The sequence below is a fragment of the Variovorax soli genome, assembly GCF_031454625.1.
GTDB lineage: Bacteria > Pseudomonadota > Gammaproteobacteria > Burkholderiales > Burkholderiaceae_C > Variovorax > Variovorax soli_A.
In genome coordinates this window covers 207817-229403 of sequence record NZ_JAVDRF010000006.1, presented here as the reverse complement: position 1 = coordinate 229403, position 21587 = coordinate 207817, and the positions used below count along the sequence as shown (strand labels likewise).

Annotated in this window: 24 protein-coding genes; 12 read left to right on the top strand and 12 right to left on the bottom strand. The window is 68.3% G+C overall.

Annotated elements, in window-relative coordinates:
- Window positions 1-90 precede the first annotated feature (90 nt).
- The 3 genes from trmD to rpsP are packed head-to-tail and all read right to left on the bottom strand — an operon-like array spanning window position 91 to window position 1694.
- Entirely contained in the window at window positions 91-837 is a 747-nt protein-coding gene (gene trmD / locus J2739_RS16310; protein WP_309903460.1) for a tRNA (guanosine(37)-N1)-methyltransferase TrmD, read from the bottom strand.
- 22 nt (window positions 838-859) lie between these two features.
- Window positions 860-1414, bottom strand: coding sequence for a ribosome maturation factor RimM (gene rimM / locus J2739_RS16305; protein ID WP_309903457.1), 555 nt, complete (start codon window positions 1412-1414; stop codon window positions 860-862).
- A 16-nt stretch (window positions 1415-1430) separates the two neighbouring features.
- The gene (gene rpsP, locus J2739_RS16300; protein WP_106555183.1) at window positions 1431-1694 is read right to left on the bottom strand and encodes a 30S ribosomal protein S16; all 264 of its coding nucleotides are present in this window, start codon (window positions 1692-1694) and stop codon (window positions 1431-1433) included.
- Between the two features lie 165 nt (window positions 1695-1859).
- On the opposite strand from rpsP, the gene J2739_RS16295 reads away from it, so the two are divergent.
- Together J2739_RS16295 and J2739_RS16290 are read left to right on the top strand one after the other, a co-directional pair.
- Window positions 1860-2381 (top strand): GNAT family N-acetyltransferase, encoded by a 522-nt coding sequence (locus J2739_RS16295; RefSeq protein ID WP_309903455.1) that lies wholly within the window; start codon window positions 1860-1862, stop codon window positions 2379-2381.
- Window positions 2378-2824: a TM2 domain-containing protein gene (locus J2739_RS16290; protein WP_309903453.1), complete on the top strand. Its 447-nt coding sequence runs from the start codon at window positions 2378-2380 to the stop codon at window positions 2822-2824. The genes J2739_RS16295 and J2739_RS16290 overlap by 4 nt, the downstream gene beginning before the upstream one ends.
- A gap of 6 nt (window positions 2825-2830) precedes the next feature.
- Here the strand turns inward: J2739_RS16290 and J2739_RS16285 are convergent, their stop codons facing one another.
- The 5 genes from J2739_RS16285 to hda all read right to left on the bottom strand — a co-directional run bounded on the left by J2739_RS16285 (window position 2831) and on the right by hda (window position 7347).
- Window positions 2831-3841: an inorganic phosphate transporter gene (locus J2739_RS16285; RefSeq protein WP_309903451.1), complete on the bottom strand. Its 1011-nt coding sequence runs from the start codon at window positions 3839-3841 to the stop codon at window positions 2831-2833.
- Between the two features lie 13 nt (window positions 3842-3854).
- Window positions 3855-4499, bottom strand: a complete 645-nt coding sequence (locus tag J2739_RS16280; protein WP_106555179.1) for a DUF47 domain-containing protein — start codon at window positions 4497-4499, stop codon at window positions 3855-3857.
- A gap of 93 nt (window positions 4500-4592) precedes the next feature.
- Window positions 4593-5057, bottom strand: a complete 465-nt coding sequence (gene folK, locus J2739_RS16275; RefSeq protein ID WP_309903449.1) for a 2-amino-4-hydroxy-6-hydroxymethyldihydropteridine diphosphokinase — start codon at window positions 5055-5057, stop codon at window positions 4593-4595.
- A gap of 1 nt (window position 5058) precedes the next feature.
- The gene (pcnB, locus tag J2739_RS16270) at window positions 5059-6633 is read right to left on the bottom strand and encodes a polynucleotide adenylyltransferase PcnB (RefSeq protein ID WP_309903447.1); all 1575 of its coding nucleotides are present in this window, start codon (window positions 6631-6633) and stop codon (window positions 5059-5061) included.
- 27 nt (window positions 6634-6660) lie between these two features.
- Window positions 6661-7347 carry a DnaA regulatory inactivator Hda gene (gene hda / locus J2739_RS16265; protein ID WP_309903445.1) on the bottom strand — a complete coding sequence of 229 codons (687 nt, stop codon included), beginning with the start codon at window positions 7345-7347 and terminating at the stop codon, window positions 6661-6663.
- A gap of 208 nt (window positions 7348-7555) precedes the next feature.
- Here hda and purM point away from each other — a divergent pair, with 208 nt between their 5' ends.
- From purM to J2739_RS16235, 6 genes are all read left to right on the top strand, one after another.
- Complete coding sequence (purM, locus tag J2739_RS16260) at window positions 7556-8596, top strand: phosphoribosylformylglycinamidine cyclo-ligase (protein ID WP_309903443.1); 1041 nt, start codon at window positions 7556-7558, stop codon at window positions 8594-8596.
- A 16-nt stretch (window positions 8597-8612) separates the two neighbouring features.
- A complete protein-coding gene (locus tag J2739_RS16255; RefSeq protein ID WP_309903442.1) occupies window positions 8613-9671 on the top strand; it encodes an AI-2E family transporter in 1059 nt (352 codons plus the stop codon).
- A gap of 110 nt (window positions 9672-9781) precedes the next feature.
- Window positions 9782-10354 carry an isochorismatase family protein gene (locus J2739_RS16250; protein WP_309903440.1) on the top strand — a complete coding sequence of 191 codons (573 nt, stop codon included), beginning with the start codon at window positions 9782-9784 and terminating at the stop codon, window positions 10352-10354.
- Window positions 10355-10375: 21 nt separating this feature from the next.
- Window positions 10376-11371 carry a GlxA family transcriptional regulator gene (locus tag J2739_RS16245; protein ID WP_309903438.1) on the top strand — a complete coding sequence of 332 codons (996 nt, stop codon included), beginning with the start codon at window positions 10376-10378 and terminating at the stop codon, window positions 11369-11371.
- A gap of 183 nt (window positions 11372-11554) precedes the next feature.
- Window positions 11555-12619 (top strand): glycosyltransferase family 4 protein, encoded by a 1065-nt coding sequence (locus J2739_RS16240; RefSeq protein ID WP_309903436.1) that lies wholly within the window; start codon window positions 11555-11557, stop codon window positions 12617-12619.
- Between the two features lie 14 nt (window positions 12620-12633).
- Window positions 12634-14784, top strand: coding sequence for an amylo-alpha-1,6-glucosidase (locus J2739_RS16235; RefSeq protein ID WP_309903434.1), 2151 nt, complete (start codon window positions 12634-12636; stop codon window positions 14782-14784).
- 12 nt (window positions 14785-14796) lie between these two features.
- On the opposite strand, the gene J2739_RS16230 is transcribed toward J2739_RS16235, so the two are convergent.
- Genes J2739_RS16230 through murJ form a run of 3 tightly spaced genes read right to left on the bottom strand, consistent with a single transcriptional unit; the run spans window position 14797 to window position 17690 of the window.
- Window positions 14797-15219, bottom strand: a complete 423-nt coding sequence (locus J2739_RS16230; protein WP_309903432.1) for a bleomycin resistance protein — start codon at window positions 15217-15219, stop codon at window positions 14797-14799.
- Complete coding sequence (locus J2739_RS16225) at window positions 15219-16070, bottom strand: SirB1 family protein (protein WP_309903430.1); 852 nt, start codon at window positions 16068-16070, stop codon at window positions 15219-15221. Before J2739_RS16225 ends, J2739_RS16230 begins: the two co-directional genes overlap by 1 nt.
- Before the next feature lie 54 nt (window positions 16071-16124).
- Window positions 16125-17690 (bottom strand): murein biosynthesis integral membrane protein MurJ, encoded by a 1566-nt coding sequence (gene murJ / locus J2739_RS16220; RefSeq protein WP_309903428.1) that lies wholly within the window; start codon window positions 17688-17690, stop codon window positions 16125-16127.
- 118 nt (window positions 17691-17808) lie between these two features.
- On the opposite strand from murJ, the gene rpsT reads away from it, so the two are divergent.
- Window positions 17809-18120 (top strand): 30S ribosomal protein S20, encoded by a 312-nt coding sequence (gene rpsT, locus J2739_RS16215; protein ID WP_309903426.1) that lies wholly within the window; start codon window positions 17809-17811, stop codon window positions 18118-18120.
- Window positions 18121-18230: 110 nt separating this feature from the next.
- On the opposite strand, the gene J2739_RS16210 is transcribed toward rpsT, so the two are convergent.
- Window positions 18231-18563 (bottom strand): DUF3579 domain-containing protein, encoded by a 333-nt coding sequence (locus J2739_RS16210; protein ID WP_309903424.1) that lies wholly within the window; start codon window positions 18561-18563, stop codon window positions 18231-18233.
- A gap of 162 nt (window positions 18564-18725) precedes the next feature.
- Here J2739_RS16210 and J2739_RS16205 point away from each other — a divergent pair, with 162 nt between their 5' ends.
- From J2739_RS16205 to kynB, 3 genes are all read left to right on the top strand, one after another.
- Complete coding sequence (locus J2739_RS16205) at window positions 18726-19931, top strand: aspartate aminotransferase family protein (RefSeq protein ID WP_309903422.1); 1206 nt, start codon at window positions 18726-18728, stop codon at window positions 19929-19931.
- Entirely contained in the window at window positions 19928-20860 is a 933-nt protein-coding gene (gene argF, locus J2739_RS16200) for an ornithine carbamoyltransferase (RefSeq protein ID WP_309903419.1), read from the top strand. The genes J2739_RS16205 and argF overlap by 4 nt, the downstream gene beginning before the upstream one ends.
- An 85-nt stretch (window positions 20861-20945) precedes the next feature.
- On the top strand, window positions 20946-21584 hold the full coding sequence (kynB, locus tag J2739_RS16195) for an arylformamidase (RefSeq protein WP_309903417.1): 639 nt from the start codon (window positions 20946-20948) through the stop codon (window positions 21582-21584).
- The last annotated feature ends 3 nt before the right edge of the window (window positions 21585-21587 follow it).

Here is a 21587-nt window from a genome sequence, read left to right as displayed (position 1 = left end):
TGGATTCGATCGTGCGCGCGCTACACAAGGGGCGTCTTGCAACCTGAAGGTCGAGGCGACGCGGCCGGCAGAGGATCGGGGAACCAAAGATTATAGCTTTTTCAGAAGCGCTTTTTCATCGGCCGCGCTCAGCCGGCCGGCGGCACGCGCCGCCTCGACCAGTTCGGGCCGCTTCAGCAGGGTGATCGCGAGCCGCTGGTCGCGCCGCCAGCGTTCGATCTGCTCGTGATGGCCCGAGAGGAGGACCGGCGGCACGCCCTGCCCCCGCCATTGTTCGGGCCGGGTGTAGTGGGGACAGTCGAGCAGGCCGTCCAGCGCCGGGTTGAAGCTGTCCTGGATGTGGCTGGCCTCGTCGCCCAGCACGCCGGGTTGCAGCCGGGCCACCGCGTCCAGCAGGGCCATGGCAGGGACTTCGCCGCCCGAGAGCACGAAATCGCCCAGGCTCAGCTGGTGCGTGACCCTTGCATCGATGAAGCGCTGGTCGATTCCCTCGTAGCGGCCGCACACGAGGACCGCGCCCTCGCCCGCGGCCCAGTTCTGGACCGCTTCGTGCCGCAGCGCTTCGCCGATCGGCGAGAACAGGACCACAGGCGCTGCAGCCCCGCGTGCGGCCAGCGCAGCATCGAGGCAGGCGGACAACGGCTCGGCCATCATGACCATGCCGGGCCCGCCGCCGAAAGGCCGATCGTCGACGCGCCGGTAGTTGCCCTCGGCGAAGTCTCGCGGATTCCACAACACGACCTCGACCTGCCCCGTCTCGAAGGCGCGGCGCGTCACCCCGTTCGCCAGAAACGGTGCGAACAGGTCGGGGAACAGGGTGATGACGTCGAAGCGCATGGGGCGCCGGGGTCGGTGCGGCTCAGTAGTCGGGCTGCCAGTCGACGGTGATCAGCCGGCCCGGCAGGTCGACCTTGTCGACGAAGGCCGAGACGAAGGGAATCATGCGCTCGACCGGCTTGCCGGCTTCCAGTGCATCCAGCACCAGTGTGGTCTGCGGCCCGCTGGCCAGCAGTTCGCGGACCGTGCCGAGCGCAAGACCGTCCCGGTTCACGACCTGGAGGCCGATCAGGTCGACCCAGTAGTACTCGTCTTCCGCTGCGGTGGGAAAGCTCGAGCGCGGCACGAACACGCGCGCGCCGCGCAGGGCCTCGGCGGCATTGCGGTCGGGCACGTCCTCGGAGGATGCGACGATGCAGTCGGAATGTTCCTTGGCTTCGCGAATCGCGAGCCGGAACGCGCCGGAAGTCTTGCCGCCAGGCGGCTGAAGGAACCAGCGCTTGGAAGAAAAAAGCGCCTCGGGCTGGGCGCTGTGGGGCAGGACCTTGAACCAGCCCTTGATGCCCCACGCATCGGCGATGCGCGCCACCTCGATCGCATCCGCCGGCAGTTCGGCGGCTTCGAGTGTGGGCAGCATCGCCGGAACGGGCGGCTTAGGCGGCCGCCTTGGGGGCCGCGGCAGCGGCCTGCTTGATCAAGCGGGTGACGGTGGGCGAGGCCTGCGCGCCGACGCCCTTCCAGTAGGCCAGGCGATCCTGCGCAATGCGGATGCTTTCCTCGTTGTCCTTGGCGGTCGGGTTGTAGAAGCCCAGGCGCTCGATGAAACGGCCATCGCGGCGCACGCGCTTGTCCGACACGACGATATTGAAGAACGGACGACCTTTGGAGCCGCCGCGGGAGAGTCGGATCACGACCATGATTTATCCTTCGGGTGGTGCGGCGAACACTGAAAACGGTCCGCCCACGGAGTTCTTTCAGCGTCGAGACACGCGACATAGCCACCCGGCCAGCGCACGCTGAAAAGCCCGCGATTATAGCCCGAGCAACACTTCCCACCATTCCCGGCCTCAGCCGGGCTTCTCATGACCGCCATCCGCCCCAGCCGCGACGAAGACATCGACGCGATCACCGCCATCTACGCCCACCACGTGCTCCACGGCACCGGCACCTTCGAGACCGAGCCGCCCACGGCCGCCGACATGAGGACGCGGCGGGCCGACGTGCTGGCCAAGAAGCTGCCCTACCTGGTGGCCGAGCGCGACGGCGAGCTGCTGGGCTTCGCGTACTGCAACTGGTTCAAACCCCGCCCCGCCTATCGCTTCTCGGCCGAGGACTCCATCTACCTGGCCGAGGCCGCGCGCGGCCAGGGCCTGGGCGCGCAGTTGCTGGCGGCCTTGATCGAGGCCGCGGAGTCGGCCGGTGTGCGCAAGCTGATCGCCGTGATCGGCGACTCCGCCAACGCCGGCTCGATCGGCGTCCACCGTGCGCAAGGCTTCGAGCACGTCGGCGTGCTGAAGAACTGCGGCTGGAAGTTCGGCCAGTGGCGCGACGTCGTCCTCATGGACAAGGTGCTGGGCCAAGGCAGCGAGACGAGCCCTGAATGAAAAACAAGACCTTGGCCGCCTGGCTCGCCTTCCTCGGCGGGCCGCTGGGCCTGCACTGCTTCTACCTGCGCGGCTTCGGCAGCATGCTGGGGTGGCTGCTCCCCATTCCGACGGCCCTGGGACTCTACGGCGTCGAGCGCGTGCGCCTTTACGGCGTGGACGACGCCTGGAGCTGGCTGCTGCTGCCGCTCCTGGGCTTCACGATCGCGGGCTGCGCCCTCACCGCCATCGTCTACGGCCTGATGACGCCAGAGAAGTGGAACACGCGTTACAACGCGGGCGCCCCGCCCGATGCGCCGCCCGGGCGCAGCAACTGGCTCACCATCGGCGCCGTCGTGCTGGCCCTGTTCTTCGGCAGCGCCATCCTGATGGCCAGCCTCGCCTTCAGTTTCCAGCGCTTTTTCGAGCACCAGATCGAAGAAGGCCGCAGGATCTCGCAGTAGCTGCGGTCACAAGAGCTGCAGGCCGATCCAGTAGGCGACGGCGGCCACGAAGGCCGAGGCCGGGATCGTGAAGATCCAGGCCCACACGATGTTGCCGGCCACACCCCAGCGCACCGCGCTGGCACGCTGCGTCGAGCCCACGCCGACGATCGCGCCGGTGATGGTGTGCGTGGTCGAGACCGGAATGCCCAGCGCCGTGGCGAGGAACAGCGTCAGCGCCCCGCCCGTCTCGGCGCAGAAGCCGCCCACCGGCTTGAGCTTGGTGATCTTCTGGCCCATGGTCTTGACGATGCGCCAGCCGCCGAACATGGTGCCCAGCGCGATCGCCGCGTAGCAGCTCGCGATGGTCCATGCCGGTGGCGATTCGGCGCTGGCGGCCGCATGGCCGGTCGCGATCAGCAGCATCCAGATGATGCCGATGGTCTTCTGCGCATCGTTGCCGCCGTGGCCCAGGCTGTAGGCGCCCGCCGAGAGCAATTGCAGCGTGCGGAACCACCGGTCCACGCGCGACGGCGTCGAACGGCGGAAGGCCCAGGCCACGAACACCATCATCATCGAGCCGAGCAGGAAGCCCAGGAGCGGAGACACGAAGATGAAGGCGACGGTCTTCCAGATGCCTGCCGGGACGAGCGCGCCGGCACCGGCCTTGGCCATCACCGCGCCCACGATGCCGCCGATCAGCGCGTGCGACGAACTGCTCGGAATGCCGTAGTACCAGGTGACGAAGTTCCAGCTGATGGCACCCACCAGTGCGCCGAAGACCACGTGGACGTCGACCACCCCGGGCTGCACGATGCCCTTGCCGACGGTGGCCGCCACACTGAGGTGGAAGACGAACACCGCGACCAGGTTGAAGAAGGCGGCGAAGACCACCGCATGGCCGGGCCGAAGCACCCCGGTGGACACGACCGTGGCGATCGAATTCGCCGCGTCGTGGAAGCCGTTCATGAAGTCGAATGCGATGGCCAGCGCGACCAGCACCACCACCACCCACAGGGCGACCTGCACCGAAGCCATTCGGCGCCTGCGCTCAGGAGTTCTCGAGGACGATGCCCTCGATCACGTTGGCCACATCCTCGCACTTGTCGGTGATCCGCTCGAGCAGCTCATAGATTGCCTTGAGCTTGATGACTTCGCGGACGTCCGGCTCCTCGCGGAACAGCTTGCTCATGGCACTGCGCAGCACGCGGTCGGCATCGGACTCGAGCCGATCGATCTCCTCGCATGTCTTGAGCGCGGCTTCCGCCGTCGCCGGTTCGCTCACCTTGCCCAGGAACTTGACGGCGTCCTTCACCCGTTCGCAGCACTTCGTGCTCAGGGTGGTGAGGCGCATGATCTCCTCGGTCATATGGCGCACGTCGTACAGTGCCATGGTCTCGGCCGAGTCCTGGATCAGGTCGGCCACGTCGTCCATCGTGTTGATCAGCTTGTGGATTTGCTCGCGATCGATGGGCGTGATGAAGGTCTTGTGAATCAGCCGGTTGACGTCGTGCGTCACGCGGTCGGCCGCGCGCTCGGCGTTGTCCACATCGCGGTTGTACTGCTCGCGCAGGTGCAGATCGTTGTAGTTGCCCACGAGCTGCTCGAAGGCCCGTGCGGCTTCGACGATGCGATCGGCATGCTGATTGAACATCTCGAAGAAATTCCCCTCGCGGGGCAGCAGCTTGCCGAACATGGCGGTCTCCTGGGTTCCCGGCTATCACCCACCCGTGACGCCATCGTGAAAAAAACCTGGCAAGTGTAATGGGCAAGCGCCGCCGAGGCGGCCTCACAGCCGCTCGATGCGCTGGCCTGACACGCGCTCGAGCTGGGCCGACGAGACCAGCGCCGGCGCGATCTCCGCCAGCGGCAGCAGCACGAAGGCGCGCTCGTCCATGCGCGGATGCGGCAGCGTCAGCACGGCAGTCTGCATCGTGGTGTCGCCGTGCCGCAGGAGATCGAGATCGAGCGTGCGCGGCGCGTTTCGGTACGGCCGCTCGCGGCCGGCCTCGGCCTCGAGCCGCTGCAATTCGGCCAGCAATGCGAGCGGGTCCAGGGTCGTGCGCAGCTCGACCACGGCATTGATGAAGTCGGGCCCCTGCGCCTCGAACGGTGCGCTGCGATAGAGCGAGGAGCGCGCGGCGAGCCGCGTGTGCGGCAGGGCCGCCAGCTCGTCCATCGCCCGCCTCACCGTCGCCTGGGCGTCGCCGAGGTTGGCGCCGATGGCGACGTAGGCCGGCGTGGCGCTCGTCATGTCATTCGGCCGCGATGCTGCTGCCGGCCTCGCCGCCGGTGCGCGGCTTGCGCCGGCGGCGTCGCTTGCGCGGGGCGGTGGCGGCGAGCTCGCCATCGGGCGGCAGCGCCTGCTCGGCATCGCCATTGGCCGGGGCGGCCGCCGGCGCCGCGGTGCGCGCCGGGGCGCGCTGGCGCGTCCTCTTGTGCTGCTCGTCGCGCACCTGGTCCAGCAAGTCCTGGCGGCGAATCTCGTCGGAGGAGCTGCTGAACTCCTGCCACCACTCGGCGATCGCCTCGCTCACCTCGCCGACATCCGCGCGCAGGCGCATGAAATCGAAGGCCGCGCGGAAGCGCGCCTGCTCGACGAGGCTGTAGGGCGTGGCGCCGCTGCGCTTTTCGAAGCGTGGCTGCATCATCCAGATCTCGCGCATGTCGGCCGCCAGCTTGCCGCGCCCGGAGACGTCGCCGATGCGCGCGTTGAACACGTCGTCGATGGCGTCCTGCAAGGCCGGGAAGGAGGACTGCGGACGCTGGCCATGTCGCCCCTCGATGCGTTGCGCCCAGCCGTCGCGCACGTCGGCCCATAGCACGCATGCCAGCAGGAAGCTCGGCGCCACCGGCTTGCCTTCTCCGACGCGGCGGTCGGTGTCCTGCAGCGCAGCCTTGACGAAAGGTTGGTCCGCACGCTCGACGATCACGTCGAGCAGCGGGTAGATGCCGGTCGCCAGGCCGAGCCGGCGCAGCTGCGCGACGGTGGCGACCGCGTGCCCGGTCTGCAGCAGCTTGAGCATCTCGTCGAACAGGCGGCTCTGGGGCACATCGGCCAGCAGCCTGCTGCAATCGACCAGTGGGGCCGCTGTCTTGGGCTCCAGCGAGAAGCCCAGCGCCGCCAGCTTGGCCGAGAAGCGGATGGCGCGGATGATTCGCACCGGGTCCTCGCGATAGCGCGTGGCCGGGTCGCCGATCATGCGCAGCGTGAGCTTCTTGGCGTCCTTGATGCCGTTGTGGTAGTCGACCACGATCTGGCTCGCCGGGTCGTAGTACATCGCGTTGACGGAGAAGTCGCGCCGCGCTGCATCTTCCTCCTGCGGGCCCCACACGTTGTCGCGCAGCACGCGGCCGCTCGCATCCACCGCATGCTTCATGCCGGCGAGCTCGCCCTTGCTGGTGCGCTCGTTGCCGGCCACCTGCTCGGCCCCGGCACTGTCCATGTAGGCACGGAAGGTCGACACCTCGATCACCTCGTGCTCGCGCCCGCGTCCGTAGACCACGTGCACGATGCGGAAGCGCCGGCCGATGATGAAGGCGCGCCGGAAAAGGCTCTTGACCTGTTCGGGCGTCGCATTGGTGGCCACGTCGAAGTCCTTCGGCCGCAGACCCAGCAGCAGGTCGCGCACCGCGCCGCCGACCACGTAGGCCTCGTAGCCGGCGCCCTGCAACGTGGTGACCACGTTCCTGGCGCGCTCGTCCACCAGCTGCGGGTCGATGCCGTGCACCGAGGCCGGCACCTCCTGGCGCTTGCCGAAGCGGTTCTTGCCGCCGGCGCCTGCGGCACCGGACTTGCCCAGGAGTTTGTCGATGAATTTCTTGATCATTGGAAAGCTTCGGCGCGGGACGCGCCCTCATTCATTTTCGAGCATCGACCGGATCAGCGGGATCGTGATCGCACGTTGGGTCTGCAAGGCATAGCCGTCGAGCTGCACGAGCAGCTCCATCAGGCTGCCCAGATCGCGGCTGAAGCGGTGCAGCATGAAGTCCAGCACCTCGTCCACCAGCATCACGCCGCGGTTGTCCGCGGCCTGGCGCAGCACGGCGCGCCGCTCCGATTCGCTCAATACCTGCAAGTGGAACACATGGCCCCAGCCCAGGCGCGTGCGCAGGTCCTCGCGCAGCTGCAGGTCGGCCGGCGGCACCGCGCCCGCCGCCACCACGCCGCGCTGGAGGCTCTGCGCATTGACGAACCAGTTGAAGGCCGCGTGCTGTTGGACTGCGGTGTACAGATGCACGTCATCGAGCAGCACCGCGCCCCAGCGATCGTCGAAGTCGGGCGGGTCCGACAGCCCCGCATGCAGCCAGCCCACGCTCGCGCCCTGTTCGCGCAGGGCATTTCGAACCGCCTCCAGCAGATGCGTCTTGCCGCTGCCGCTCTCGCCCCACAGGTAGGTCGGCACCGGCGAATGCAGCGTGGACGAATGCGCGTCGCCGACCCACAGCCGCAAGTGCCGCAGCGCCGGCTCGTTGGGCCCGGCGAAGAAGCCGTCCAGCGTCGGACCGGAGGCGAGGCCGATATCGAGCGCGAGTTGCTTCATGCCGGGGCCGCCATGGGCGGCTGGAAGGGCGCGGATGACGCGGTGGTTGGGTTCATGGGACAGGCGGGAGCGCCGAACGACGAGCCGAAGGCGCGGGGCAATGGGGCCCTTAAAATCGTGGGGAATTCTATCGGCCCGACCGCCCCGGTTGCTGGCGCCATTCTCCTCCTCTCTTCGATCCCTCCCTTCTTTTCGCCCGGCCCGCCCCATGAACTCCACCTCGCCCAACCCGCTCAGCTACAAGGACGCCGGCGTCGACATCGATGCCGGTGACGCGCTGGTCGACCGTATCAAGCCGCTGGCCAAGAAGACTCTGCGCGAGGGCGTGCTGGCAGGCATCGGCGGCTTCGGCGCGCTGTTCGAGGTGCCCAAGCGCTACAAGGAGCCGGTGCTGGTAAGCGGCACCGACGGCGTGGGCACCAAGCTCAAGCTGGCTTTCGAATGGAACATGCACGACACCGTGGGCATCGACCTGGTGGCGATGAGTGTCAACGACGTGCTGGTGCAGGGTGCCGAGCCGCTGTTCTTTCTCGACTACTTCGCCTGCGGCAAGCTCGACGTGGACACGGCCGCCGCGGTGGTCGGGGGCATCGCCAACGGATGCGAGCAAAGCGGCTGCGCGCTGATCGGCGGCGAGACCGCCGAGATGCCCGGGATGTACCCGGCCGGCGAGTACGACCTGGCCGGCTTCGCGGTCGGCGCCGTCGAGAAATCCAGGATTCTCACCGGCCGGGACGTCAAGCCAGGCGATGTGGTGCTGGGCCTGGCCTCCGCCGGCGTGCATTCCAACGGCTTCAGCCTGGTGCGCAAGGTGATCGAGCGTGCCGGCGACCAGTTGCCCGCCACGCTGGACGGCCAGGCCTTCCGCGCAGCCGTGATGGCGCCGACCCGGCTCTACGTGAAGCCGGTGCTGGCGGCGCTCGCTACGCACCCGATCAAGGCCCTGGCCCACATCACCGGCGGCGGGCTGCTGGAGAACATCCCGCGTGTGCTGCCCGAGGGCACCGCCGCGCATCTGAAAAAGGGCAGCTGGCCGCAAAGCGAGCTCTTCGCCTGGCTGCAGAAGGTGGCAGGCATCGACGACCTGGAAATGAACCGGACCTTCAACAACGGCATTGGCATGGTGGTCGTGATCGACGCCGCCGAGGCCGCCGCCTGCGCGGCCACGCTGCGCGGGGCGGGCGAAACGGTGCACGAGATCGGCGTCATCGCGGAGCGCGGCGCCGGCGTCGCCGTGGTCGTGGCCTGAGGAAGGTCGCCATCGCGTGAGCGTCGTCGCTCCCCTCCCTTCGCGCAAGCTGGTCACGGCGAGCTACCTCCTCATCGCCGGGGCCCTGCTGCTGATCATGTGGCAGGGCCTGCTGCCGGGCCTGCTGTGCGTCTGCATCGGCTTTCTGGGCACCCGCTCCGTCGCGCGCTCGCTCGATGCCGGCCTGGCCCGGCTGCTGCCCGCGAAGTCGCGTCCGGACCTCGTGGACCCGCCCTCGTCCTGGTCGCGCATCGTTGCCGCGACGCTGGTGCCGCTGGCGCCGATCGGCCTCGGGATCCTTGCCTTCTCGGAAGCGCGCGACTTCGTGCTCAACGCACCCGAGCAGTACCAGGAACTGCTCGACTACATCGCTCGCACGGTGCTGGAGCTGCGGCTCAAGCTGCCGCCCGACATCGGCGCCTACCTGCCCGAGGGCACGCCCGAGGTGCAGCGCATCATCGCCGGCTACCTGCGCGCCAAGGCCGGCGCGCTCGCGCTGACCGGGCGCGCCTGGCTGGGCGGCCTGCTGTTCGCCTACGTCGGCCTGATCGTCGGCGCCCTGGCGGCGGCGGCGCGGCACGCAACCGCCGGCCGCCCACTGGCCGAGCTGCTCAAGAAGCGCATCACGCTCTTCGGCGAAGCCTTCGGCCAGATCGTCGCCGCGCAGTTCTGGATTGCAGGCTTCAACACCCTGCTCACCGCGGTCTTCCTGCTGTTCGTGCTGCCGCACTGGGACCTGCACCTGCCCTACACGCCGGCCCTGATCACGCTCACCTTCGTCGCCGGGCTGGTGCCGATCGTCGGCAACCTGCTGTGCAACACGGTGATCACGCTGGTCGGCCTGTCGGTCTCGCCGATTACCGCGCTGGCCTGCCTGGCCTTCCTGATCCTGATCCACAAGGGCGAGTACTTCATCAATGCCAAGGTGGTGGGGGCCCGCACGCAGATGGGCGTCTGGGAGCTGCTGGCCGTGATGTTCGTGGCCGAGGCGGTCTTCGGGCCGGCCGGCCTGGTGGCGGCCCCGCTGTTCTACGCCTACCTCAAGAAAGAACTGCAGGCGGCCGGGCTGGTGTGAGGCCGGGCATGTCCTGATCTGATCGATTCCTGTCCCGCACGAAGCGGACGAAAGCTCGTTCGGCGAGAAAAATAAGGTGCATCATCCAACCAACCCAGGAGCGTGCACCAATGAAGTCTTGTCTGATAGTGATCGATGCCCAGGAATCTTTTCGCCATCGCCCCTATTTCACGCCGCGCGATCTGGCCACCTACGCCGCCGCGCAGAACGCGCTGATCGAAGGCTGCGCGGCGGCCGGCATCCCGATCGTGCGCATCTTCCACGTCGACGGTCCCGCCCGCGCCGACAACCCCTTCGCCATCGAGTCCGGGCACGTGAGCCCGCTGGCCGAGCTGGCGCCCTTCGAGGCGGCCGCCACCTACACCAAGCATCGCCACAGCGCCCTGGTCGGCACCGGGCTCGACGTGTGGCTGACGCAGAACGGCATCGGCCGGCTGATCGTCAGCGGCATCCGCACCGAGCAATGCTGCGAAACGACGACGCGCCACGCGTCGGACCTGGGCTGGGCCGTCGATTTCGTCAGCGACGCCACGCTGACCTTCGACATGACGCAGCCCGACGGCCGCCCGCTTTCCGCTGCCGACATCAAGGCCCGGACTGCCACCGTCCTGGAAGGCCGCTTCGCCAGGGTCTGCAGCGTCGAGCAGGCCCTCGAGCGGGCCGGTGCGCTGGCCGCGGCCTGAGTGGGCGAGGGCGAAGGCGGCATGCGCAGCGCGACGTGCATCCGGGCGGTCTTCGTGCTGCTGCCGAACAGCCTGGTGCTCGACTGGGCCGGGCCGGCCGAGGCGCTGCGCATCGCCAACCAGCAGCTGCGCGCCGCCGGGCAGCCCGAGCGCTTCTCGATCGAGTTCGTCTCCCCGAGCCCTGCGTCGACCGGCTCCGTCGGCGTGACGCTCAGCGGGCTGGCGCCGCTGCCCGCGCATTGGGATGAGCGCCCCGCCTGGATCGTGCTGGTGGGCGTCCCTGGCCACGCGGTTCCTATCGACGGCGAGGAGACCCAGACCTTGCTGCGCTGGCTGCGCGGGCAGCGCCTGGAGCGCGGCCGTCTCGAATTGGTGACCATCTGCGCCGGCGCCCTGCTGGCCGCGCATGCGGGCATCCTGGCGGGACGGCGCGCCACCACGCACCACCACCACCTCGACGAACTGCGGCGGGTGGAACCGCGCTGCGAGGTGGTGGCCAACCGCGTGTTCGTGACCGATCCACCGCTCTACAGCAGCGCTGGTGTGACGACCGGCATCGATCTGATGCTGCACCGCATCGCCGACCTTTGCGGCGAAGCACTGGCTGCGCAGGTCGCGCAGACCATGGTGGTGGCGCTGCGGCGCGGTCCGCAGGACCCGGAGCTCTCGCCCTTCCTGGCTTATCGCAACCACCTCCATTCCGCACTGCACCGCGTGCAGGACGCCGTGGGCGAGGCGCCGCAGGGCGACTGGAGCGTCCCGCGCATGGCCCAGGTGGCGCACACCTCCCCACGTCACCTGACGCGTCTGTTCGTCGAGCATGCCGGCGTCCCGCCGCTCGAATACCTGAGGCGCCTGCGCCTGGCCACGGCGCGGCTGGCGCTCGACTCGGGCGCCAACGTCACCCGCGCGGCCGAGCTGGCCGGCTTCGCTTCCGACACCCAGTTGCGGCGGGCCTGGCGGCAGTTCGGCGGAGAAGGATCGCCTTCGCGTCACCGGCGCGGCGCCCCCGTCTGAGCCTGCGGCCGCGGCCGCTGCCGCTGCCGCCGACGCTGCCTTGCACCTGCAGCGCCTTGTGCGATTTGTCCTATTCAAAAATCGCCTTCATTCGGCCCCGGCCTGGCCGCAGCCGGTGCTCTTCTAGCGCCTCGCCTGTTTCAAGTTTCAAGTTCACACTGGGGATTCGGGGGGCCAGCGGCCATGAAGATCGCACAAATCGCACCGATGTACGAATCCGTACCACCGCGCCTGTACGGCGGGACCGAACGTGTCGTGGCCCACCTCTGCAATGCGCTGGTGAGCCAAGGCCACGATGTCACCTTGTTTGCCTCGGCGGAAGCCCATACGCGGGCGCGGCTGGTCGCGATGCGCGAACAGGCCCTGCGGCTGGACCCGGCGCCTCTGAAATCGGATCTGGCCAGCCATCTGGTGCTGCTGCAGGAGGTCCGGCGCCAGGCCCGCGACTTCGACGTGCTGCATTTCCACATCGATCTGCTGCATTTCCCCTTCTTCGAGGACATCGCCGATCGCACGCTCACCACGCTGCATGGGCGGCTGGACCTGAAGGACCTGCCCGAAGCCTATGCGCAGTGGAACCAGTACCCGCTGGCGTCCATTTCCAGGCACCAGCGCACCCCGCTGCCTTTCGCCCGCTGGCACGGCACCGTTCATCACGGGCTCGATCCGGCGCTCTACCCCTTCCAGGCGCAGGCAAGCGGCGACTACCTTGCCTTCCTGGGCCGCATCTCGCCCGAGAAAAGGCCCGACCGGGCCATCGCGATCGCCACGCGCGCGGGACTGCCGCTGAAGATCGCGGCAAAGATCGATACGGTGGACAGGGAGTACTTCCGGGAGCAGGTCCAGCCGCTGCTCGACCATCCGCTGGTGGAATGCATCGGGGAGATCGGCGACGCCGAGAAACCCGCCTTCCTCGGCGGGGCGCGCGCCCTGCTCTTTCCCATCGACTGGCCGGAGCCCTTCGGCCTGGTGCTGATCGAAGCCATGGCCTGCGGGACGCCCGTCATCGCCTGGCGCTGCGGCTCGGTTCCGGAGGTGGTGGACCACGGGGTCAGCGGCCTGATCGTCGCCGACGAGGAGGAGGCGGTGGCAGCCGTTCATGCCATCGGCGCGCTCGACCGCAGGGAGGTTCGAGCGACCTTCGAGCGACGTTTTTCTGCGGGGGCCATGGCCAAGGCCTACGTCGAGCTGTATCGTCGGCTTCCTGCGCACGACACGGACGGCACTTCCTACCCCAAAGCGGCATGAACATGAATCAAGGAATGACCACGGAACCGCCGCTCGCCGAGCTCGACGTCGAGACGGTCCTCGAACGCAATCCGCAGCGGCTTTTCGTCTTGAAAGAGGGAGACACCTTCCTGGTGGCCGACGTCTACGGCGACATCACGGGAGAAGCCGACGGGCTGTTCCACAACGACACGCGCATGCTGTCCACCTTCCTCCTGCGGCTGGCGGGCCGCCGGCCTTCGCTGCTGTCGGGTGCCGTGAGCCAGGACAACCTGTTCTTCACGGCGAACATGACCAACCATCCGCTGCCGCTGCTCGGCAACCCGGCCACGCCGGAGGGCGTCATTCACCTGGAGCGCAAGCGCTTCATCTGGAACGATCGCATCTTCGAGCGCATCAGCGTGCGCAACTACGGCGACCAGCGGGTGCAGGCGCCGCTGACGCTGCATTTCGCAGCCGATTTCCATGACATGTTCGAGGTGCGCGGCCAGCATCGCCTGCAGCGTGGCGCGCGCGAGCCGTCGCTCCTGAAGGAGCGCGGCGTGGAGCTGCGCTACCAGGGACTCGACGGGCTGCGGCGAAGCATGTGCATCGAGTTTTCCGAAAAGCCCGAGCAGATCGACGAACGGCACGCCGAATTCATCGTCCAGCTCGATCCGCAGCAGCGCTGGACCCTGCATGCCGAGATCGGCCCCTCTCTTGCGGACGCCGGCTGCTCCCGCTTCCGCCAGGCCGCGGCTGCGGCGCGCCGCAGCATGCGAACGCGCCAGCGGCGCGGCGCGCGCGTGTTGGCCTCGGGCCGCGTGTTCCAGTCGTGGCTGGACAAATCGCGTGCCGACCTGGCCCTGCTGACCACCGACCTGCCGACCGGGCCGTACCCCTACGCCGGCATTCCATGGTTCTCGACGCCGTTCGGGCGCGACGCGATCGTCACCGCGCTGCAGACGCTGTGGCTCGACCCCGGCCTCGCGCACGGCGTGCTGTCCTTCCTGGCGCACAACCAGGCGCAGCAGACCTCGACCTTCCGCGACTCCGAGCCCGGCAAGATCATGCACGAGACGCGCAAGGGCGAAATGGCAGCGGTGAACGAGCTGCCCTTCGCCAAGTACTACGGCGGGGTCGACACGACACCGCTGTTCGTCATGCTGGCAGGCGCCTACGCGGAACGGATGGGAGACCCTCGCGTGCTGGATGCCTTCTGGCCGGCGCTGGAAGCCGCAGCCCGCTGGATCGAGCGGAACGCGGCCAGTCATCCCACCGGTTTCCTGAGCTACGCGCGCGGCGAGACGACCGGCCTGGCCAATCAGGGCTGGAAGGACAGCAACGACTCGGTGTTCCATGCCGACGGCAGCACGCCGCAGGGGCCGATCGCGCTGGTCGAGGTGCAGGGCTACGCCTACCGGGCCTATGCTGTGATGGCCGAGCTGTCGCGCCTGCGCGGGGACGTGGATGCCGCGCGCCACTGGCAGCAGAGCGCCGTCGCGCTGCAGGCTGCGGTCGAGCAGCACTTCTGGCAGGAGGACATGCAGTTCTATGCGCTGGCCCTGGACGGTCTCGGGCAGCCCTGCCGGGTGCGGGCCTCGAACGTGGGGCATCTGCTGTACACCGGCCTTCCGCGCGCCGATCGCGGCCGCGCGGTCGCCACCCAGCTGCTGTCGCGCGCGTTCAACTCCGGTTGGGGCATTCGCACGCTGCCGCCCGAGGCGGCGCGCTTCAACCCGATGTCCTACCACAACGGCTCCGTCTGGCCCCACGACGTCGTTTTGTGCGGCGCGGGGGTCGCCCGCTACGGCGAGCGCGATGGGCTGGTGCGGCTGCTGAATGGCATGTTCGAGGCTGCAACGCATTTCGGCATGCGGCTGCCCGAGCTCTTCTGCGGCTTCGAGCGCGCGCCGGGCGAAGCGCCCATCGCCTATCCCGTCGCCTGCCTGCCGCAGGCCTGGGCATCGGGTTCGATCTTCATGCTGCTGCAAGCCTCCCTCGGCCTTCAGCTCGATGCCCACCGCGGTCTCATTCGCGTCGAGGAGCCGCGCCTGCCGGACGGTATCGATCATCTGAACGTCCGGCATCTGCAGCTCGGCACGCAGAAGCTCGACTTGAACTTTCAGCGCCTGGGCGACCGCGTCGTTGCGTTCATCGACCGGCAGGAAGGCCCGTCGCCGGTCAAGCTGTCCCTGAAGCTCTGACGCGCGCTGCGCTCAGAGGTAGCCGCAGAAGCGCAGCACGTGCCCATCGGGCTCGCGGATGGCGAACTCGCGGAGTCCCCAGGGCTGGGACATCGGCGGCTCGATCACGCTGACGCCGCGCTTCACATAGGCCGCATGCAGGCCGTCGACGTCCTGGCCGACATGGATGACGATCTCGCCGCGCCAGGCCTGGGCCTCGCGCCGGCCGCACTGCCACAAGCGGATGTAGACCGGATCGCCATAGCTGCGGTCGCCCTTTTTCACCCGCGCATAGCTCGGCGGCTCGCCGGCGATGAAGTCCAGCTCGAAGCCCAGCACGTCGCAGAAATAGCGTGCCGCTCGGGCCGCGTCGGACACCGGCAGCACCGGCTGCACACCGTGGAATTCATGCAGCGTGCCCAGGTCGGCAGCTGCGGTCTTGCTGTCCTGAGTCATCAGTATTCGGCGCGGCGCAGGGCGGCGACGCGCTCCGCGATGGCATCGATGTCGAGCGCATCCTCGGCATGCGCCAGGTAGGTCTCGAGGTCGCGGACCGCGAGCGCGGTATTGCCCTGCTCCGCATGGGCCAGGCCGCGGTCGCGGTGCTCGCCCCAGGCCTCGGGGAACAGCGCGACCAGCCGGTCCTGCACGGCGATCGCGCGCTGCCAGTCCTCCTGCGAGCGATGGATCTCCTTCAGGTTGCGCAGCATGCGCCCGATGATCTCGCGCGGCGAGGCCGGCTGCAGGTACAGGCCCAGCGGCACGTCGAAATCGCCGACCAGCCCGCTGCTGCGCTTGTAGGGCTCGAGTCGCTCGCTGAGCTCCTCTCGCGAGAGCGACTTGCCGGTGAAAGGGTCGATCACCACCTGCCCCTTGGGCAGAGTGACCTTGAGCATGAAATGGCCCGGAAAGCCCACGCCGCGCGCCTGCAGCCCGAGGCCCTGCGCCAGCTCCATCCACAGCACGGCCAGCGAGATCGGGATGCCGCGGCGCGTGCGCAGCACCGCGTTGAGATAGCTGTTGTCGGGGTCGTAATAGTCGTTGACGTTGCCGCCGAAGCTCAGGTCGTGGAAGAAGAACTGGTTGAGGGCCCGCAATCGCTGCAGCGGCGCCGCATCGGCAGGGAGGCGCCGCTTGAGGCGCGCCAGCAGCTGATCGACATCGCCGAGCACCTGCTGGACATCGAGCTCGGGGTATTCGTCCTGGGCCAGGCTGGCGGCGGCTTCGAGCAACGGGAAGTGATCGTCACTCTTGACAAGCGACTCGAAGTACTCGAGTGCGGTGGGCGCCTGGAAGCTGAACGTCATGTGTCTTTGTAGAGGAGGCCGCGCCGAGCGTCAAGGCGGCGCATGCAACAGGGATCAACGGCGCACGAGGCTGCGCAGCTTGACGCCCGCGAGCGCCAGCACCGCGAAATACAGCAGCGCCCCGCCCATCACGAGCGCCGCCAGCAGGCCGATGCGATGCAGGCGCTGCGCCTGCAGTGCGATCCAGTCGAAATGCCGGCTGCCCCAGACCAGCAGGACGGTCAGCGCGGTGGTGCCCGCCAGCACCTGCAGCAGGAAGCGGCCCCAGCCGGGCTCGGGCCGGTAGCTGCCGCGGCGCAGCAGGCCGACGAGCAGCCAGAGCGCATTGATCATCGCGCCGATGGCGATCGTCAGCGTGAGCGCCGCGTGCTGCAGCAGCGGCACCAGGGCCACGTTGAGCAGTTGCGTGAGCACCAGCACCGCCACCGCAATGAGCATCGGGGTGCGCGTGTCGTGCTTGGCGTAGTAACCCGGGGCCAGTACCTTGACGGCCACCAGGCCGACCAGGCCGACGCCGTAGCCCATCAGGGCCAGGCTGGTGCGCTGCACGTGGTACTCGCTGAAGGCGCCGTTGTGGAACAGCACGGCGACCAGCGGTCGCGAAAAGACCAGCAGCGCCAGCGCGCAGGGCACCGACAACAGCACCACCAGGCGCAGGCCCCAGTCGAGCATTGCCGAGTACCGGGCGTCGTCCTGGGCGGCGCGCGCGGCCGCGAGCTGCGGCATCAGCACCACGCCGAGCGCCACGCCCAGCAGCGCGGTCGGGAACTCCATGAGCCGATCGGCGTTCGTGATCCAGCTCACGCTGCCGGTCGCGAGATGGGAGGCGATTTGCGTGTTGATCAGCAGCGAGATCTGCGCCACGCTGACGCCGATGAGCGCCGGCAGCATCAGCCGCGCGACCCGGCGCGTGCCCGGGTCGGCCCAGGCGGTGCGGATCGCGCCGAAGCCGAGGCCGATGCGCGGCATCATGCCGAGCCCCCGCAGCGCCGGGATCTGCAGCGCCAGCTGGAGGAGGCCGCCCACCATGACGCCCACGCATTGCGCATAGATCGGCTCGATGCCCAGGCGCCGGAACCAGGGCGCGCCGGCGACGATGGAGAGGATCAGCGCCACATTCAACAGCACCGGCGCCGCGGCCGGCACGGCGAACCTGCGCCAGGTGTTGAGAATGCCGCCTGCCAGCGCCACCAGCGACATGAAGCCGATGTAGGGGAACATCCAGCGCGTCATGACGACCGCGGCGTCGAAGCTCTGGGGGTTCTTCTGCAGGCCGCTGGCCATGGCCCAGACCATCAGCGGCGCGCCGATCACACCCGCTGCGCAGAGCAGCACCAGCGTCCAGGTCAGCAGGGTTCCTACATGGTCCACGAGCGCCTTGGCGCCCGTGTCGCCGCCCTGCGTCTTGCAAGCGGCCAGCACCGGCACGAAGGCCTGGCTGAAGGCGCCCTCACCGAACACGCGGCGGAACAGGTTGGGGATGCGAAAGGCCACGTAGAAAGCGTCGGTCATCGCGCTGACGCCGAAGACCGAGGTCATGAGGACGTCGCGGATGAGGCCGGTGATGCGGGAGGCGAGCGTCAGCAGGGAGACGGTGGAGGCGGATTTGAAGAGCGACACGGCCGGAAGTGTATGTGCCTGCTCCTTGCAGCCCGGGGCAACGCAACGCGCTGAACCCCATGGCCTATAATGGAAGGCTTTGCCGCATCATCCGCAGACACTGTAAGGAACACCAGCCATGGCATCCACCAAGCCCAAGAAGAAGAACCCGCGCCTCGCGTCGGGCCGCAAGCGCGTCCGCCAGGACACGAAGCTCAACGCCGCGAACACCTCGCTGCGCTCCAAGTACCGCACCGCCGTGAAGAATGTCGAGAAGGCCGTCGTGGCCGGCGACAAGACCAAGGCGGCAGAACTCTTCGCGAAGGCCCAGAGCATCGTCGACACCGTCGCCGACAAGGGCATCTTCCACAAGAACAAGGCTGCTCGCGACAAGAGCCGCCTGGCGGCCAAGGTCAAGACCCTGGCCCTCGCCGAAAAGGCCGCCGCCTGACGTTTTCAGGCAAGCCCGGACCGGCGTCTCGCCAGTCCGCCGTTTGATCTGGGTGCGCTGCAGCAAAGTGAAAAACCGCCTTCGGGCGGTTTTTTCATGGGCGCAGGCTTTTAGCTCCGGGTGCCTGCCGGCGGCACGGCATCGGGCACCAGGCAGGCCTCGGCCACCTGCAGGTTGTTGTCGCGTGCGAAGTTCATCACGAAGTCCCAGGCCATCACCTCGGCATCGCGCAGCTCGGCCCTCACCACCACGCACTTGATGCCGTTGATCACCGTCGGCACGCACCAGGGCGAATAGCTCAGATGGCTGTCCGGCTGCGGGCCGCCCGGTCGGAACGAGCACATCACGCCCGCCAACCGCTCGGCCCAGTCGCTCGGGCGAAAGGTCCGGCCGTCGTGGGTGATGCCCTGGATGAAGATTTCTTTGGGGGTGGGGGAAACCATGGATTGCGCGAAGGGCGCAGACAGGTGCTGCGCTGCAACAATGGATTCTATCCGGGAGGGTCCCGCGAGCGACAGCCAAGCGCACATCGCTGTGATGCGCAATCCTCAACGCCGCCCTCGAGACGGCCCCCTAGAATCCCTTTTCCCCTTTTCGGAGATCGTATGAGCGCCACTGCCGCCCCCTCCTCGCCCCACGTCATGAACACCTATGGCCGCCTGCCGATCGCGCTGTCGCATGGCCAGGGCTGCCGAGTCTGGGACACCGAGGGCCGAGCCTATCTCGACGGACTGGGCGGCATCGCGGTTAACACCCTGGGCCACAACCACCCCGAGCTGGTGCCCGCGCTGCAGGAGCAGATCGCCAAGCTGATTCACAGCTCCAATTACTACCACGTGCCGGGCCAGGAACAGCTGGCGGCCAAGCTCACCGAGCTCTCGGGCCTGACCAACGTCTTCTTCTGCTCCACCGGCCTGGAAGCCAACGAAGCCGCGCTCAAGCTGGCGCGCAAGTTCGGGCATGACAAGGGCATCGAGCGCCCCGAGATCGTGGTCTACGAGGCGGCCTTCCACGGGCGCAGCATCGCCACCCTGTCGGCCACCGGCAACCCGAAGGTGCAGAAGGGCTTCGAACCGCTGGTCGAAGGCTTCATCCGCGTGCCGCTCAACGACATCGCAGCGCTGAAGAAAGCGACCGAGGGCAATCCGAACGTGGTGGCCGTGTTCTTCGAGACCATCCAGGGCGAAGGCGGCATCCATCCCATGCGCTGGGAGTACCTGCGCCAGGTGCGCCAGCTGTGCGACGAGCGCGACTGGCTGATGATGATCGACGAGGTGCAGTGCGGGATGGGTCGCACCGGCAAGTGGTTCGCGCACCAGTGGGCGGGCATCAAGCCGGACGTGATGCCGCTGGCCAAGGGCCTGGGCTCGGGCGTGCCGGTCGGCGCTGTCGTGGCCGGCCCGCGCGCGGCCAACATCTTCGGCCCGGGCAACCACGGCACCACCTTCGGCGGCAATCCGCTCGCCATGCGCGCAGGCAACGAGACCATCCGCATCATGGAAGAGCACAAGCTGCTCGACAACGCGGCCAATGTCGGCGCGCATCTCAAGGGCGCGCTGGAACGCGAGCTGGGCGGCCTGGCCGGCGTGAAGGAGATCCGCGGCCAGGGGCTGATGCTGGGCATCGAGCTCGACCGCCCCTGCGGCGTGATCCTCAACCGCGCCTGCGAGGCCGGCCTGCTGCTGAGCGTGACCGCCGACAGCGTGATCCGCCTGGTGCCGCCGCTCATCCTCAGCGTGGCCGAGGCAGACGAGATCGTCTCCATCCTCGCGCCGATCGTGAAGACCTTCCTCCAGGAACCCACGCCATGACGACGGCGCCGGCCTTGCGCCACTACCTCCAGTTCTCGGATTTCACCGCCGACGAATACGCCTATGTCTTCGAGCGGGCCGCGCTCATCAAGAAGAAGTTCAAGGCCTACGAGAAGCACCAGCCGCTGACCGACCGCACCCTGGCCATGATCTTCGAGAAGGCCTCGACGCGCACCCGCGTGAGCTTCGAGGCCGGCATGTACCAGCTCGGCGGCAGCGTGGTGCACCTGACCACAGGCGACAGCCAGCTCGGCCGCGCCGAGCCCATCGAGGACAGCGCCAAGGTGATCAGCCGCATGGTCGACCTGGTGATGATCCGCACCTTCGAGCAGACCAAGATCGAGGCCTTCGCCGCGCACTCGCGCGTGCCGGTGATCAACGGCCTGACCAACGAGTTCCACCCCTGCCAGATCCTGGCCGACATCTTCACCTTCATCGAGCACCGCGGCTCGATCAAGGGCAAGACGGTGGCCTGGGTCGGCGACGGCAACAACATGGCCAACACCTGGCTGCAGGCCAGCGAGATCCTGGGCTTCAAGGTGCATGTGAGCACGCCCAGCGGGTACGAGGTCGACCAGTCGATCGCCGGCATCCGCTCGGCCGACAGCTACCAGGTCTTCAAGGACCCGATGGAAGCCTGCCGCGGCGCCGACCTGGTGACCACCGACGTCTGGACCAGCATGGGCTACGAGGCCGAGAACGAGGCTCGCCGCGCTGCCTTCGCCGAATGGTGCGTGGACGAGGAGTTGATGCGCGCGGCCCAGCCGGATGCCCTCTTCATGCACTGCCTGCCCGCGCACCGCGGCGAGGAAGTGCAGGCCGAGGTGATCGACGGCCCGCAGTCGGTGGTCTGGGACGAGGCCGAGAACCGCATGCATGCGCAGAAGGCGCTGATGGAGTTCCTGCTGCTCGGCCGCCAGGGCGGCTGATCGGCCGAGCGGCGGCCCGCCGATGTTTGCGTTTTGTTGGAAATAACCGACACCACGACCCTGTTCACGGCGCTAACTTCGCGCCATGAACCCACGCATCTGGGATATCTCGCCGCCGGTGCATGAAGGCGCGCCGGTCTTTCCCGGCGACACGCCCTACCGCCAGCGCTGGGCCGCGACCATCGCGCCGGGCTGCCCGGTCAACGTCAGCGAAATCACGCTCTCGCCGCACGTCGGCGCGCATGCCGACGCGCCGCTGCACTACGACGCCGAGGGCGCGACCATCGGTGCGTTGGATCTCTCTCCCTATCTCGGCCCTTGCCGCGTGATCCACGCCATCGCGCGCGGGCCGCTGGTCGAGTGGGCGCACATCGCACATGCCGTCGAACGGCTGCCGCCGCGCGTGCTGGTGCGCACCTACCAGCGCGCGCCCGTGGACCGCTGGGACGGCGCGCTCGCCGCCTACGCGCCCGCCACCATCGAACGGCTGGCTGCGCTCGGCGCGAAGCTGATCGGCATCGACACCGCCAGCATCGACCCGGCCGACAGCAAGACGCTGGACAGCCACCAGGTGATCCGCCGCCTGGATCTGCGCGTGCTCGAGAACCTCGTGCTCGACGAGGTGCCCGAGGGCGACTACGAACTCATCGCGCTGCCGCTCAAGCTGGTGACGGCCGATGCCTCCCCGGTTCGCGCGGTCCTGCGCGAGCTCACGAGCCCATGACAC